This window comes from Peteryoungia rhizophila (assembly GCF_004912145.1).
Lineage (GTDB): Bacteria > Pseudomonadota > Alphaproteobacteria > Rhizobiales > Rhizobiaceae > Allorhizobium > Allorhizobium rhizophilum.
In genome coordinates this window covers 459,588-474,944 of record NZ_STGT01000002.1, presented here as the reverse complement: position 1 = coordinate 474,944, position 15,357 = coordinate 459,588, and the positions used below count along the sequence as shown (strand labels likewise).

Annotated in this window: 13 protein-coding genes; 11 read left to right on the top strand and 2 right to left on the bottom strand. The window is 61.2% G+C overall.

The features are described 5' to 3' along the window. The first annotated feature begins 146 nt into the window (after nt 1-146). Genes E9677_RS08150 through E9677_RS08140 form a run of 3 tightly spaced genes read left to right on the top strand, consistent with a single transcriptional unit; the run spans nt 147 to nt 3,789 of the window. Nucleotides 147-1,997, top strand: coding sequence for a M3 family oligoendopeptidase (locus E9677_RS08150; RefSeq protein WP_136557604.1), 1,851 nt, complete (start codon nt 147-149; stop codon nt 1,995-1,997). A 20-nt stretch (nt 1,998-2,017) separates the two neighbouring features. Beyond that, nucleotides 2,018-3,181 (top strand): aminodeoxychorismate synthase component I, encoded by a 1,164-nt coding sequence (locus tag E9677_RS08145; protein WP_136557603.1) that lies wholly within the window; start codon nt 2,018-2,020, stop codon nt 3,179-3,181. Beyond that, nucleotides 3,166-3,789, top strand: a complete 624-nt coding sequence (locus E9677_RS08140; protein WP_136557602.1) for an aminotransferase class IV family protein — start codon at nt 3,166-3,168, stop codon at nt 3,787-3,789. The genes E9677_RS08145 and E9677_RS08140 overlap by 16 nt, the downstream gene beginning before the upstream one ends. 7 nt (nt 3,790-3,796) lie before the next feature. On the opposite strand, the gene E9677_RS08135 is transcribed toward E9677_RS08140, so the two are convergent. Together E9677_RS08135 and E9677_RS08130 are read right to left on the bottom strand one after the other, a co-directional pair. Further along, a complete protein-coding gene (locus E9677_RS08135) occupies nt 3,797-4,141 on the bottom strand; it encodes an Atu4866 domain-containing protein (RefSeq protein ID WP_136557601.1) in 345 nt (114 codons plus the stop codon). A gap of 10 nt (nt 4,142-4,151) precedes the next feature. Beyond that, on the bottom strand, nt 4,152-4,874 hold the full coding sequence (locus E9677_RS08130) for an SDR family oxidoreductase (protein ID WP_136557600.1): 723 nt from the start codon (nt 4,872-4,874) through the stop codon (nt 4,152-4,154). Between the two features lie 111 nt (nt 4,875-4,985). Here E9677_RS08130 and E9677_RS08125 point away from each other — a divergent pair, with 111 nt between their 5' ends. The 8 genes from E9677_RS08125 to E9677_RS08090 all read left to right on the top strand — a co-directional run bounded on the left by E9677_RS08125 (nt 4,986) and on the right by E9677_RS08090 (nt 15,310). Next, nucleotides 4,986-5,870 carry a LysR family transcriptional regulator gene (locus E9677_RS08125; RefSeq protein WP_136557599.1) on the top strand — a complete coding sequence of 295 codons (885 nt, stop codon included), beginning with the start codon at nt 4,986-4,988 and terminating at the stop codon, nt 5,868-5,870. A gap of 65 nt (nt 5,871-5,935) precedes the next feature. Then, the gene (locus E9677_RS08120; RefSeq protein WP_136557598.1) at nt 5,936-6,823 is read left to right on the top strand and encodes a heme-dependent oxidative N-demethylase family protein; all 888 of its coding nucleotides are present in this window, start codon (nt 5,936-5,938) and stop codon (nt 6,821-6,823) included. Between the two features lie 135 nt (nt 6,824-6,958). Beyond that, nucleotides 6,959-8,401 (top strand): homospermidine synthase, encoded by a 1,443-nt coding sequence (locus E9677_RS08115; RefSeq protein WP_136557597.1) that lies wholly within the window; start codon nt 6,959-6,961, stop codon nt 8,399-8,401. 194 nt (nt 8,402-8,595) lie between these two features. Beyond that, a complete protein-coding gene (omp10, locus tag E9677_RS08110; protein ID WP_136557596.1) occupies nt 8,596-8,958 on the top strand; it encodes an outer membrane lipoprotein Omp10 in 363 nt (120 codons plus the stop codon). Between the two features lie 208 nt (nt 8,959-9,166). Then, on the top strand, nt 9,167-11,092 hold the full coding sequence (locus E9677_RS08105) for a 5'-nucleotidase C-terminal domain-containing protein (RefSeq protein WP_136557595.1): 1,926 nt from the start codon (nt 9,167-9,169) through the stop codon (nt 11,090-11,092). A gap of 121 nt (nt 11,093-11,213) precedes the next feature. Then, nucleotides 11,214-12,248 carry a ferrochelatase gene (gene hemH / locus E9677_RS08100; protein ID WP_136557594.1) on the top strand — a complete coding sequence of 345 codons (1,035 nt, stop codon included), beginning with the start codon at nt 11,214-11,216 and terminating at the stop codon, nt 12,246-12,248. A 411-nt stretch (nt 12,249-12,659) separates the two neighbouring features. Then, entirely contained in the window at nt 12,660-13,268 is a 609-nt protein-coding gene (locus E9677_RS08095; RefSeq protein ID WP_136557593.1) for a hypothetical protein, read from the top strand. Between the two features lie 80 nt (nt 13,269-13,348). Continuing rightward, nucleotides 13,349-15,310 carry a methyl-accepting chemotaxis protein gene (locus tag E9677_RS08090; protein ID WP_136557592.1) on the top strand — a complete coding sequence of 654 codons (1,962 nt, stop codon included), beginning with the start codon at nt 13,349-13,351 and terminating at the stop codon, nt 15,308-15,310. Nucleotides 15,311-15,357 lie beyond the last annotated feature (47 nt).

The following is a 15,357-nucleotide window of genomic DNA, read 5'->3' as shown; positions in this document are numbered from 1 at the left end:
AACGGTCCTTAACCGTTTATGGCACAATCCACAGACAGCCCCCTTCCGTGCGGAATAAAGTCGCATCACGCTGGTACAAGCCGCTGCTTGCCCATTGACGGACGACTGACTACATCTCCGGAACGAACGAGAGAAAGGACATCGCCATGATGATCGACCGCCGCCCGGTCTCGAGCCCCGCGCCCCAGACCTCCGCGAACAGGGACCACAATCTCGGCGACCTGCCGCTTTGGAAGCTGGACGATCTCTATCCGGGCCAGACCTCGGCAGAGTTCCTCGGCGCGGTCGAGAAGGCAGGCTCGGACGCCCTCGCCTTCGAAACCAGGTGGAAAGGCAAGCTGGCAGAAGCACTCGAAACCGTTGGCGATGCATCGTTGGCCAAGGCTCTGACGGAAATGGATGCGCTGGAAGACCTACTCGGCCGCATCGCTTCCTACGCGGGTCTCACCTATTATTCCGACATGACGAACCCGGCGAATGGCAAGTTCTTTGGCGATATCCAGGCCAAGCTCACCGACATGTCGTCCCGCCTCCTCTTCTTCCCGCTGGAACTGAACCGTTTGCCGGACGATGCGGTCGACGCCGCCATGGACCGCGATCCGGCGCTTGGCCATTTCCGCCCCTGGATTGTTGACCTGCGCAAGGACAAGCCCTTCCAGCTCGACGACCGGATCGAGCAGCTGTTCCTCGAAAAGTCCCAGACGGGAGCTGCTGCCTTCAACCGCCTGTTCGACGAGACGCTCGCCTCGCTGCGCTTCAAGATCGGCGACGAAGAGATGCCGCTCGAGCCGACGCTGACGCTTCTGCAGGATGCAGATCCGGCAAAACGCAAGCAGGCGGCCGAGGCCCTGTCGAAGACCTTCAAGGACAATATCCGCATCTTCACTTTGGTGACCAACACGCTCGCCAAGGACAAGGATATCTCCGACCGCTGGCGCGGCTTCGAGGACATCGCTGATAGCCGGCATCTGGCCAACCGCGTCGAACGCGAGGTGGTCGATGCGCTGGCCGAAGCCGTACGCGAAGCCTATCCGCGCCTGTCGCATCGCTATTACAAGATGAAGGCGAAATGGCTCGGCATGGACCAGATGAATTTCTGGGACCGCAACGCCCCACTCGCCGAAACACCCGACCGTCTGATCCCCTGGGATGAAGCCAAGGACATGGTGCTTTCGGCCTATGGCGGCTTCTCGCCCGAAATGGCCGAGATCGCCGGCCGCTTCTTCGACGGCGGCTGGATCGATGCGCCTGCCCGCCCCGGCAAGGCCCCGGGCGCCTTTGCACACCCGACCGTGCCGTCGGCCCACCCTTACGTCCTGGTGAACTATCTCGGCAAGCCGCGCGACGTGATGACGCTCGCCCATGAACTCGGCCACGGCGTGCACCAGGTTCTGGCCGGCGGCCAGGGTGCTTTGATGTGCCAGACGCCGCTGACGCTCGCCGAAACCGCATCCGTCTTCGGCGAAATGCTGACCTTCCGCGCGCTTCTCGACAAGACGACCGACAGCCGCGAACGCAAGGCCATGCTCGCCCAGAAGGTCGAGGACATGATCAACACGGTCGTGCGACAGATCGCCTTCTACCAGTTCGAGCGCAAGATCCACGCCGCCCGCAAGGAAGGCGAACTGACGGCAGAGAAGATCGGGGAACTCTGGCTTTCGGTCCAGGAAGAGAGCCTGGGCCCGGCGATCAAGATTTCGGAGGGCTACGAGACCTGGTGGGCCTATATCCCCCACTTCATCCACTCGCCCTTCTACGTCTATGCCTATGCCTTCGGCGACTGCCTGGTGAACTCGCTCTATGCCGTCTACCAGAACGCCGACCAGGGCTTCCAGGACAAGTATTTCGAGCTCCTGAAGGCTGGCGGCACCAAGCACCATTCGGAGCTTCTGGCTCCGTTCGGGCTGGATGCGACCGATCCGTCGTTCTGGGCCAAGGGTCTGTCGATGATCGAGGGGCTGATCGACGAGTTGGAAGCGCTAGATAAGGCAGCCTGAACCGGAGCCGCCGATATCCCATGCGTGACCACGCGCCCTATGCGCTCTTCCGCGACGACCGCGCGGGGACGAGCCTCGTCTTTGCCGAACCGGAGACGCTCGTCGTCGCCCGGACGGCGGACGAGGTCGAGCCTGCGCTCGCCAAGCTGGAAGCGCACCGGAAAGCCGGCAAATGGCTGGCGGGTTATCTGTCCTATGAAGCGGGCTTCGTCTTTGAGCCGAAGCTGCGTCCGCTGGTGGAAGACGGGCGGGAAACCCCACTCATCGCTATGGGGGTCTTCGCCGCCCCCGCATCAGCCGAACACCCGCTGGCGGCGGCGCCCTCGAACATCCCGAACGCCCCCATGCTCACTGAGCCCAAAGCCGGCTGGGACTTCGATGCCTATCGTAGCCGCTTCGACCGGCTACACGCTCACCTGCACAAGGGCGACTGCTATCAGGCCAACCTTACCATGCCGATCGAGGCCCGTTGGGACGGCGATCCCCGCGCCGCCTTCTGGTCACTCGTCGGTCGCCAGCCCGTGCACTACGGTGCACTCATCGACTACGGCACCGGCCCCATAATCCTGTCGCGTTCACCCGAACTCTTCTTCTCCGTGGATAACGACGGCTGGATAGAGACCCGCCCGATGAAAGGCACGGCACCCCGAGGCGCCTCTCCGAAAGAAGATGAAGCGATCATCGCCGCCATGCTCTCCGACGAGAAGACGCAGGCCGAAAACCGCATGATCGTCGATCTCTTGCGAAACGATGTCTCCGTCATCACTGAAGTCGGCACGCTCTCCGTGCCGAAACTCTTTGCCATCGAGACCTATCCCACGGTCCACCAGATGGTGAGCTATGTCAGGGCAAAACTCTCGCCCGACATCGGCCTCCCCCAGATCATGGCAGCGCTCTTCCCCTGCGGCTCCGTCACCGGCGCCCCGAAAATGTGGGCCATGCGCATCCTGCACGAGCTGGAAGCCGGTCCGCGCGACGTCTATTGCGGCGCGATCGGCTGGTGCGACCCTGCTGGCCCCATGCGGTTTTCGGTTGCCATCCGCACGATCTCCCTTTTCAACGAGGGTCGTGCCATCTTCAATGTCGGCGGCGGCATCGTCTACGATTCGAAGGCCGAGGCCGAATACGAAGAATGCCTCTTGAAGGCGCGCTTTGCCCTGGGTGATCAATGGATTTCTCGCTGATCGAGACGCTACGCTGGCAACCGGACGCAGGCTTTCTGCGGCTCGACCAGCATCTGCGACGCCTCGCCCGCTCCGCCGATGCGCTCGGCTTTCGCCAGCCGCAGGACGCCAAGGGCAAGCTGGAAAAGGAAGTCTCCGGCAGCGAACCTCTGCGTGTGCGCCTGGTCATGACCTACCGCGGCAAGATGGAGGTCAGCGCCACGCCCTTCGAGCCTCAGCCGGAAGAGACTGTCTGGCGGCTGAAGGTCGCAAAGACGCGCCTGCAATCCGAAGACAGCCTCTTCCGCCACAAGACCACCCGCCGCGAACCCTACGAAGCGGCGCGCGCCGAGTTTTCCAAGGACGAGGCCGACGAAGTGATCCTGCTCAACGAGCGCGGCGAGGTCTGCGAGGGCACGATCACCAACCTCTTCGCCGAAGCAGCCGACGGCATGCTGCTCACCCCGCCGCTGACCAGCGGCCTGCTGCCAGGCGTCTTGCGCGCCGAACTGATCCGCGAACGGCGTGCCAGAGGTGAAGTCCTGAAACTAGACGACCTGCGCCACCGCAAACTCTTCGTCGGCAATTCCCTGCGCGGGCTGATCCGCGCAGAAATGGCAGAGTCATGAGGCTGCTTCACTTGCGGCGGTAGAACACCATGCCGCCATGATGCAGAATGTCATCGCTGACGAAATCTCCGTCGGCGGTGAACCCTGTATCGTCCCAGTATTCGATATGGGTACCAGTCACCTCATACCGGCCCTGATAGGCGCTTTCCCGCGTGCCACGGGCTTCGTCGTAGCGTCCGTTAGGCAGCAACTCGTGACGGATGCGACCATCTTCGGTCACCCACATGCCGACATAGGGGTGCGTATGCTGGGTAGTGGCTGCCTGAGACATGGTATCCTCTGCACGAAGGGGTTGAGAAGGTACCGCCGCCAAAGCGACGGCGACGTTGAAAACAATAAGATCAAATCGCATCTCGGCCTCCTCAATAGGGCGAACGGACCGGACGCAGGACGATCTCGCTGACATCGACATCGTCAGGCTGTTCGATCGCATAGCGAACGGCCCGACCGATGGCATCCGGTGTCAAAGCGATGGCGCGAAACCCCTTCATGGCTTCGGCCGCGACTGGATCGGTGATCGTGTCGGCCAGTTCGCTTTCGACGACGCCGGGATGGATACATGTGACGCGCAGCTTGTCGTTCTCCTGGCGCAAGCCATCCGAAATCGCCCGCACCGCGAACTTGGTGGCGCAATATACGGCTGCCGTCGGGGAAACGCTGAGCGCGCCGATCGAGGCGATGTTGATGATATGACCGGAACCGCGTTCGGTCATGTCCGGCAGAACCGCAGCGATGCCGTAGAGGACGCCCTTGATGTTGACGTCAACCATGCGCTCCCATTCCTCGACCTTCAGAGAGGACATCAGCGACAGCGGCATGACACCGGCATTGTTGACGATGACGTCCACCCGACCGAACTCAAGCCTCGCTGCCTCGGCGAACGCTGCAACGTCGGCGCGGTCGGTTACATCCAGCCGGCGCGTCATCACGCGACCGCCGGCCCAACGGATCTCGTCTGCCAGCAAGTCCAGTCTATCCGTCCGGCGGGCACCGAGGACGACTGCCGCCCCCGCTCTCGCCAATTCCCGTGCAATGCCGGCACCGATTCCACTCGATGCACCAGTAATCAGAACGACTTTGTCCATGGTTTTGTCCTTTCGTGGTTCCCGCTGCATGCGGTTGCCAGAAAAGTAAGCACCGTTCATTGTCGCGATAACCCGTCCATTACTTTCCTCACTGGCAAGAGATGTTAACCAATGATGCACGATTTGAACGCGCTCGCAGTCTTTGCTGTCGTTGCGGACGAGAAGAGTTTCCGGGCTGCCGCCGATCGCATCGGCGTGACGCGTTCAGCGGTCAGCCAGTCGATCCGCAAACTCGAGGAGACGCTGGGCATCGCGCTCGTGGCTCGCACGACCCGCAGCGTTTCTTTGACGGAAGCAGGCGAGCGGCTTTACGCCCAGATCGCTCCCTCCCTCGCCGAGATGAACGATGCACTAGAGGCGACTGCGAACCTGCGTGGCAAGCCGCGAGGACAACTCAATCTCGCAGTGTCTTCGATCGCCGAGAGCTTTCTCTCCGGCCCCTTGCTCGCACGTTTCACGAACGACCACCCCGATGTGAAGCTGCATGTCACTGTTACCGACGAGGAGTTCGATATCGTCGCAGAGGGTTACGATGCGGGTGTCCGACTTGGTGAGGTGATCGCGCAGGACATGATCGCCGTTCCCGTGTCCGGCAATCTGCGGCAACTGGCCGTGGCATCACCGGCTTATCTCGCAGAATTCGGCCAGCCCGCACATCCGCGCGATCTCGCAAACCATCGCTGCATAGGCTGGCGGTCTGGGCTGCAGGTCGCACCCTATCGCTGGGAGTTCGCCGAGAACGGCAAGGAGTTTTCCGTCGCAGTCGCCGACACCATCACCACCACCGACATGGCGCTGATGGTGAAACTCGCAATCGCCGGTGCGGGCATCACTTTCGGCATGGAGGATTCGTTCGAAGCACCGCTTCGCCGCGGCGAATTGGTGCCGGTCCTCGAGGCGTACTGCCCTTCTTTCCAAGGCTTCTATCTCTATTATCCCAGTCGGCGGAACATGGCGCCGAAACTGCGAGCCCTGATCGACCACCTCAAACGATGAAGACTTCGGCTCATTCAACTCTGGTCGACATTGACACGGGCAAAGATCCGCTGGAGCCTTGGAGTATGCCACTCATCCACGCCCCCTATGCCGGCCCTACGCGTCCCTTCACGATCGGCCTCTCGGCCCTCGACCCGGCTCGCTGGATCGAACCCGACGCGGATCTCGACCGATACCTCACGGAAAAGCGCGAGCTTGCGGAAACCCGCCTCACCGAAGTCTTCCGCGCCACCCAAGACAGCCTTGCCGCCCAACAGGAATGTCTGGCCGAACTCCTCTCGCATCTGGAGACCCATCATAGGCAGCTTTACCGCCGCGACGGCGACTTCCTGCAGATAGCCGGCCACACCGCCGACATTTCCGATCAGACCATCCCTCCACTCCTGCGCGCAGGGCTGCTCGTCCAGGATGACCTCGTCATCATGATGAAGCGCGAGGCGGGCTGGTTCATCGCTGCCGCCCACCTTTCCTTCCCCTCTTCATGGCTGCTCGCGGAAAAGTTCAACCGGCCGATGGAGGAGGTCCACGAACATGTACCCGGCTTCGAGGGTGGGACACGCAATGCCGCGATGATCAACCGCATCTTCGACAATCTCGCACCCGGCCTGCCGGCCGAACGCTTCAATTGGTCGATCAACTGGCAGGAAAAGCTTTTCCATCCTGAGACGGGGCGCAACGATGCGGCCGATCCGGACGTGGCCGTCGTCCGCGTCGAGCGTCAGACCTTGACGAAACTGCCGCAGACAGGTGCTATCGTCTTCACGATCCGCATCTATCTCGACCCCGTCATTCTGTTCAAAAAACACCCGGACGGCAGGCGTCTCGCCCTGGCGCTCGCGGAGCAGCTGGAGGGGCTGAGCGATCCCCAGCTTCGATACAAAGGCCTCGACATACAGCGCGACCGCCTCGTGTCGCGCCTGCGGCAAGATGCAGCGTCGGAAAATAATATCTGAGAGCCCCTAGCCCCTCGTCCTCACCCTTTATTGTGTCAGAGTTTTGTGATCTAGAACCGCCATTATAGCTCCGGCCGCACAAGACAGGCCGGAAACACGGCCCAGGCAAGAAACCGGGCCTCCAAGGAGACGCAAATGAGCGAAATGACCTACCCGGTTTATGGCGAGATCACCGGCCCGATCGTGATGATCGGCTTCGGCTCGATCGGCCGCGGCACCCTGCCGTTGATCGAACGACACTTCAAGTTCGACAAGAGCCGGATGGTTGTCATCGACCCGCGCAACGACGAGGCGGAGCTTCTCGCCAAGCACGGCATCAAGCACATCCAGGCGCATGTCACCAAGGACAATTACAAGAAGCTGCTGAAGCCGCTTCTCACGGAAGGCGAAGGCCAGGGCTTCTGCGTCAACCTTTCCGTCGACACCGGCTCGCTCGACCTGATGAAGCTCTGCCGCAAACTCGACGTGCTCTACATCGACACGGTCGTCGAGCCCTGGCTCGGCTTCTACTTCGACAAGAACATGAAGAATTCCGAGCGCACCAACTACGCGCTGCGCGAAACCGTGCGCCAGGAAAAGGCGAAGAACCCGGGCGGCACGACGGCCGTCTCCACCTGCGGCGCAAACCCGGGCATGGTCTCCTGGTTCGTCAAGCAGGGTCTCGTCAATCTCGCCCATGAAATCGGCCTGAAATTCGAAGAGCCCGACCAGAACGATCGTGACGGCTGGGCCAAGCTGATGAAGAAGGTCGGCGTCAAGGGCGTTCACATCGCCGAGCGCGACACCCAGCGTACCAAAAACCCGAAGCCGCTCAACGTCTTCTGGAACACATGGTCTGCCGAAGGTTTCATCTCGGAAGGTTTGCAGCCATCCGAACTCGGCTGGGGCACCCATGAGAACTGGATGCCGAAGAACGCCAAGAAGCACAAGAAGGGCTGCAAGGCCGCGATCTATCTGGAGCAGCCGGGCGCCAACACCCGCGTTCGCACCTGGTGCCCGACGCCCGGCCCGCAATACGGTTTCCTCGTCACGCACAACGAGTCGATCTCCATCGCCGACTACTTCACCGTCGAGAAGGATGGCGAAGTCGTCTACCGTCCGACCTGCCACTATGCCTATCACCCGGCCAACGACGCCGTGCTTTCGCTGCACGAGATGTTCGGCAATGGCGGCACGCAGCAGCCGGTCCTCCACGTCCTGAACGAGGACGAACTGGTTGACGGCGTCGATGAACTCGGCGTGCTGCTCTACGGCCACGAGAAGAACGCCTATTGGTTCGGTTCGCGCCTGTCGCTCGAAGAAACCCGCCGTATTGCGCCCTATCAGAACGCGACCGGCCTGCAGGTGACCTCTGCCGTCCTCGCCGGGATGGTCTGGGCCATCGAGAACCCGAAGGCCGGCATCGTCGAGTCGGACGAGATGGATTACAAGCGCTGCCTCGAAGTGCAGTCGCCCTATCTCGGCCCCGTCGAAGGCCACTACACCGACTGGACGCCGCTCGACGGTCGCCCGGGCCTCTTCCCGGAAGACCTCGACGAAAAGGATCCGTGGCAGTTCCGGAACATCCTCGTTCGCTGAGAGTTCACGAACATTGGCGAGGCCCGCTTTTACAGGCGGGCCTTTGTCATGCAACAGTTGCGACATCAAGGTCGGGATAACCTTGGCACCCCGGCCCTGGCGCCTTGCTTTGGTCAAGGCTTCGCGGCATGGTTTGCCTGAAGAATCGAGAGGCGGACGGCATTGCCGAACTGCCGTGAAGGTGGGAGACAAGAATGAAAATCAGATCCCTGGTCGCGATCACCACAGCGAGCCTCGCACTTACGTCCTGTTATTCCAGCCCGCCACGCCAGTTGCCGGCCGTCCAGCAGGGTCCGTCGATCGAAGGCGCCTGGGTGGATCCGAACGGCATTGCGTCCACCTTCCAGGGCGGCACCTTCACCACGCGCACCACGGACTCCAATCAGATCCTCGCCTCGGGAACCTACACGCTGGTCAACGATCGCCTGGTTGAGATCAACATGACCTCGCTGGTTCGCAACACGCGGCAAAAGGTCAATTGCGCCCTGGTCACTCCGAGCCAGCTCAACTGCACCTCCGACAGCGGTGCACAGTTCTCCCTCGCCCGTCGCGGCTGAGACGAAACCTCCAAGAGCGTGTTGAGAAGCGGCCCAAGTGGCCGCTTCTTTCGTTTCGGCATTGCCTAACATGCGTGACACGGGGCGATTTTCGCTTGCTCTGTCCCGGTCTTGATGAAAACATCCGGCATCCGAATTCCGGCGCGCGGCTGTCATCCTCGTGTGCCAGACTGGGGTGAGATGGAATGGTTTGGAACAGGAGAACAAGATGTTCAGACATTTGAAGATTGGCCTATTCAGCGCCTCGGTGCTGGCCCTGACGGCCGGAACCGCTCTGGCCGATTTCGAACTCAACATCCTGCACATCAACGATCTGCATTCGCGCATCGAAGCGATCGGCAAGACGGACTCCACCTGCTCTGAAGAAGACGCAGCCGCCAATGAGTGCTTCGGTGGTATCGCGAGGGTGAAGGCTGCGATCGACGCCCGCCGTGCCGAACTCTCTGGCAAGAATGTTCTGACGCTTGATGCGGGCGACCAGTTCCAGGGCTCGCTCTTCTACACCACCTACAAGAGCGCGCCGATCGCCGACTTCATGAACGGCATCGGCTTCGACGCCATGGCGATCGGAAACCACGAATTCGACGACGGCCCGGAAGAGCTTGCCAAGTTCATCGACGCGCTGAACTTCCCGATGATCTCAGGCAATACGCTGGCCGGGCTGAACTCGCCGGTCGCCGACAAATTCAAGCCTTACATCGTCAAGGAATTCGGTGATGAGAAGGTCGCCATCGTCTCCGTCCTCGCGACCGACACCGACGAGACCTCGTCGCCTGGCGACGCGATCCTGTTTGCCGATGAGATCGCCTATCTGAAGGAAGCCGTGACGGAGATCGAAGGCCAGGGCATCGACAAGATCGTGCTGCTCTCGCATGTCGGCTATCTCAGGGACCAGGAGATCGCGGCAGCCGTTGATGGCATCGACGTGATCGTCGGAGGCCACAGCCATACCCTGCTCTCCAACACCGACGAGAAGGCGGCTGGCCCCTACCCGACGCTCGTGAAGAACCCGGCCGGAACAGACGTACCGATCGTCCAGGCCTATGCCTATTCCAAATATCTCGGTGACCTGACGGTTGTCTTCGATGATGCCGGCGTGGTGAAGTCGACCTCTGGCGATACGAAGCTGCTCGACGCTTCCGTGACGCCGGATGAGGCTTACGTCGCCAAGGTCGCAGAGCTCGGCGGACCGATCGAGGAACTGAAGACGAAGGAAATCGGGGCGACGGCCGAGGGAGTCGATGGTTCCCGCGAAACCTGCCGCGCCACGGAATGCACCATGGGCAACCTCGTGGCCGACGCCATGGTGGATCGCGTCAAGGATCAGGGCGTCACCATCGCAATTCAGAACGGTGGCGGCCTGCGCGCCTCGATCGATGCGGGCACCGTCACCATGGGCGAAGTCCTCACTGTCCTGCCCTTCCAGAATACGCTTGCCTCCTTCCAGCTCAAGGGTTCGGATGTGGTCGCAGCGCTCGAAAACGGCGTTGGACAGGTCGAGGAAGCCGCAGGTCGCTTCCCACAGGTCTCCGGCCTGAAATACACCGCCGATCTCAACAAACCCGCCGGCAGCCGCATCACCTCGGTCGAAGTCAAGGAAGGCGATGCCTTCGTCGCCATCGATCCGAACAAGGTCTACGGCGTCGCCACCAACAACTACATGCGCTCGGGTGGCGACGGCTACGAGATATTCGCAACCGGCGGCCAGAATGCCTATGACTTCGGACCAGGCCTGGAGACGGTGGTGGCCGACTATCTCGCCAAGAACAATCCCTACAAGCCCTACACGGATGGCCGCATCACCGTGATCGCCGCTGCAGCGTCGGCAGAGCCGGCCCCTGCCACGGCTGATGCCGCAACCACGCCGGCCGCGCCCGCCACAACCGAGGCACCCGCCACCGCTGCCGCAACACCTGAAACCCCAGCCACTGCTGCGCCTGCGGCTACCGCCACGGAAACGGCGGCGGCCACTGCAGCGACCGTCTACAAGGTCGTTGCCGGTGACAGCCTCTGGAAGATCGCGGAAGCCACCTATGGCGACGGCATGTTCTGGAGCAAGATCGCCGAAGCGAACACGCTTCGCAATCCGAACGTGATTTCGATCGGCCGCGAATTGCAGCTGCCGGCGAAGTAAGCCAGTTTGCCGCATGCCAAAAGCCGGTCCGGGCTTCCCCGGACCGGCTTTTGCTTTTATCAGATGATCTCAACTGGCCATCCTCACGTATCGGTCGAAATCAATTCACCAGGACAACACAATGAACGCACTCCCCGCCCATTGGCCCTCCGAGCACCCCCCCGTGAATTTCGGCAAGGTCGGCGTGCTGCTTGTCAACCTCGGGACGCCCGACGGTACGGACTACCGATCGATGCGCCGTTATCTCGAGGAGTTCCTGACCGACAAGCGCGTCATCGAGTGGTCTCGGTGGTTCTGGTATCCGATCCTTTACGGCATCGTCCTGAACAAGCGCCCGCAGAAGGTCGGCAAGGCCTATGAGGAAATCTGGAACAAGGATCTCGATGAGAGCTACCTGCGCACCTACACCCGCAGCCAGGCGGAGAAGTTGGCGGTCGCCCTGAAAGACCTGCCCAACGTGCATGTCGACTGGGCCATGCGTTACGGCCAGCCGGCCATCCAGGCGAAGATGAACGAGATGCAGAAGGCCGGTTGCGAGCGCATCCTCGTCTATCCGCTCTATCCGCAATATGCAGCCGCCACCACGGCGACTGTCAATGACGAGGCCTTCAAGGCGCTGTTGAAGATGCGCTGGCAGCCGGCGCTGCGGACGGTACCGCAATATGCCGACGACCCGGTCTACATCGCAGCCCTCGCCAATTCGATCACCCAGCACCTCGCCACGCTCGACTGGGAGCCGGAACTGGTGATCACCTCCTATCACGGTATCCCGAAGTCTTACTTCATGAAGGGCGACCCCTATCACTGCCAGTGTTACAAGACGACGCGCCTGCTGCGCGAGCATCTCGGCTGGGAGAAGGAGAAGCTGATGGTCACCTTCCAGTCCCGCTTCGGGCCTGAGGAATGGCTGCAGCCCTATACCGACAAGACGGTGGAGAAGCTCGCAAAGGAAGGCGTCAAGCGCATTGCCATCCTGAACCCCGGCTTCGTCTCCGACTGCCTCGAGACGCTGGAGGAAATCGCCGGCGAAGCGGGAGAGGACTTCCTGCACAATGGTGGTGAAAAATTCAGCCACATTCCCTGTCTCAACGACAGCGACGACGGTATGCGCGTCATCGAAAACGTCGTCCGCCGTGAATTGCAGGGTTGGGCCTGAGGCCTCACTCGAACGAGCCGCGATACGACATCAAGGGGGGCTGCCGATAAGGCGGGGCCCCTTTTTTCTTTGCTTTGCATCCAGTTGCAAAAGAAGACTTGGAAAGCCGTCTGAAGCCGGCAAACGGATGCAACCCAAACGATGATCACCAGTGCATCCGCTTTCATCCATCGCCCATTTTCCAGCGGAGATGCACAATTTTAGTGCATAATTTCATTTGGTTAGGCTTTCACGGGGCACGTCACGCCACAACCGAGAAGACAACTCGAAGCTGTCATCATGCGCAGACCGGGAGCGTCGCAGCGAGCCTAAATCATTGGATTACAATACAATTTCAGATAGGCGATTTCTTATATTAAGGTTCCATTTAGTAATGATCCCTAGAATTAGGGAGAGTTGAAGGAGACCACCATGAGATTTACTACCACCGCATTGGCAACGACATTCCTCGCCTTGTCGCTGACCACCGCGCATGCCGAACCGCCTCAGCCGGACATCGCCAAGCTCGTTTCTCCCGAACTCCTGGCACAGATCCAGGAGTTTATCTCGGCCGAGATCGTGACCGTGTCGGTCCAGGCACAAAACTCCCGTCTGAACGAACTGACCCAGGACAAGATCGACGAGCTGGACAATCAGTGGAAGGCCGAGCGCGAGGCTGCCGACAAGCCGCTGATCGCCGCTACGCTTTCCAGCCCGCTGTCTGTCTATCTCGCGCGTATCCAGGGCAAGTCGCTCGGTCTATATCCCGAAATTTTCGTCATGGACCAGAACGGCCTCAATGTCGGCCAGAGCTCGATCACCAGCGATTTCTGGCAGGGCGATGAGGCAAAGTTCCAGAAAACCTATGATGTCTCGGATGATGCAATCTTCATCGACGAAGCAGAGTGGGACGACGAACTTAAGATCTGGCGCAACCAGGTGAGCTTCACGCTGCTCGACGGCACGAAGAAGAAGATCGGTGCTGTCACCGTCGAACTCAATCTCACGGAACTCGAGCGCCGGGCTCTCGCCGGCAGCTGATCCGTCGACCACGACCCCATGATGGCGGCCGTCCTGTAAAAAATGACCCAATTCGACCCCGACCGGGACAGGATTTTACTATGCTCAAGAACCTATCCGTAAGCGCCAAGGGCTTTCTCGCTTTCGGACTCCTTGCCGCCATCGCGATCGCAGCCTCGACCTTCATGCATAACCGCGCCATCGTCGCGAGCGAGCAAGTTGCCGAAACGGCCGTCGTGAACAATGTCGTGGCCGCCATCGACGAATTTTCAGCCGATCTCTACATCGCGGATCTTCAGCTGAAGACCTTCCTGCTGACCGGCAACCGCGACTACGCCGTCGGCGCCCAGAACGTCGCAGCGGAAATGGACAAGGACAAGGTCAGCATCGAGGCACTTGTTTCGGGCTCGGCTCCCGCCGAACTGGCCAAGTTCAAGGAAGCGATTGCAGCGCTCGATGCCTGGAAGGCGAATTTCATGGAGCGCCAGATCCTGCTGATGCGCGATCCTGCAACCGTCGAACTCGCTCGCGCGATCGAAGTCACAGGCGAAGGTGAAGCGCTGGTCAAGGCATTCGAAGACGGTCTAGCCGATCTCAAGACGACGCTTTCCGCCCGCGCCGCAACTGCCGCAGCCCACCAGACTGCAGCTCTGTCGCTCGTGGAAACGGTCAGCCTCGCCGCCTCGATCATCGTCGGCATCGCAGCGGTTCTGATGGGTTTCCTGAACTTCCATCTCGTATCCAGGCCGCTCGGCAAGCTCGCCGATGCGACAACCCGGCTGTCGGAAGGCGATCATGACATCGTCATCGATCAGGGCGGCAGGGACGAAATCGGCCGCATGTCGGCAGCCATGCAGGTTTTCCGCGAGGCGGCCATCACCAACAAGCGTCTCGAAGCAGAGGCCGACGGCAATCGCCGCCAGGCTGAAGCCGACCGGATCGCTGCACAGCAGCGTGCCGAGGCCGATGCCGCAGCCCGTCTGCAGGCTGCGACCTCCGGCCTCGCGGCCGGCCTGAAGCGCCTGGCGTCCGGCGACCTCGCCTTCCAGATCAACGAAGCCTTCTCTCCGGATTTCGAAACGCTGCGTCACGACTTCAATCAGTCGGTCCGCCAGCTGAACCAGACCATGGCCGCGATCACCAACAGTGTCGCCACCATGGAAACCGGCACCCGCGAGATCGCCTCCGGCACCGACCATCTATCCAAGCGCACAGAGCAGCAGGCGGCAGCCCTCGAAGAGACAGCGGCCGCCGTCGAGGAAATCACGGCGAATGTCCAGAACTCGACCAAGCGGACGGAAGAAGCCCGCTCTGTCGCAGCCCAGGCCAACACCTCGGCGACCCAATCCTCGGACGTCGTCTCCCGCGCCGAAGACGCAATGCGGCGCATCGAGGGTTCCTCGCAGCAGATCTCGAACATTATAGGTGTGATCGACGAGATTGCCTTCCAGACCAACCTTCTGGCGCTGAATGCGGGTGTCGAGGCTGCACGTGCCGGTGAAGCTGGCAAGGGCTTCGCCGTCGTCGCACAGGAAGTCCGCGAATTGGCGCAGCGCTCCGCAAACGCCGCGAAGGAAATCAAGGCGCTGATCCAGAATTCCTCGACGGAAGTCGCAGGCGGCGTCGATCTCGTCCGCAAGACCGGCGAAGCGCTCCGGACCATTGGCGGCTTCATCACCGAGATGAACACCCATATGGATGCCATTGCCCTGTCGGCCAAGGAACAGGCGACCGGCCTCTCGGAAGTCAATCATGCCGTCAACTCGATGGACCAGACGACCCAGCAGAACGCCGCGATGGTGGAAGAATCGAATGCTGCTTCTGCAGCACTCGCCACCGAAGCTGCGAAGCTGCGCGAACTGATCTCGCACTTCTCGATCGACGGCGTTCAGCAGGTCCAGGCTTCGGCGCTACGCGACACCGCACGCACCATGGCCCAGCCGTCCGCCTCCGCGAGCCGCGCTCCGGCACCGCGTGCGGCACAGCCCGCTCGTCACGCCGCCCCTGCCCCGCGCAGCCATGGCAATGCCGCCGTCGCGCAGGACAGCTGGGAAGAGTTCTGAGCTGAAACGGCTCGGACGGAGATAAATGAGGGCGGCCGGAGTGATCC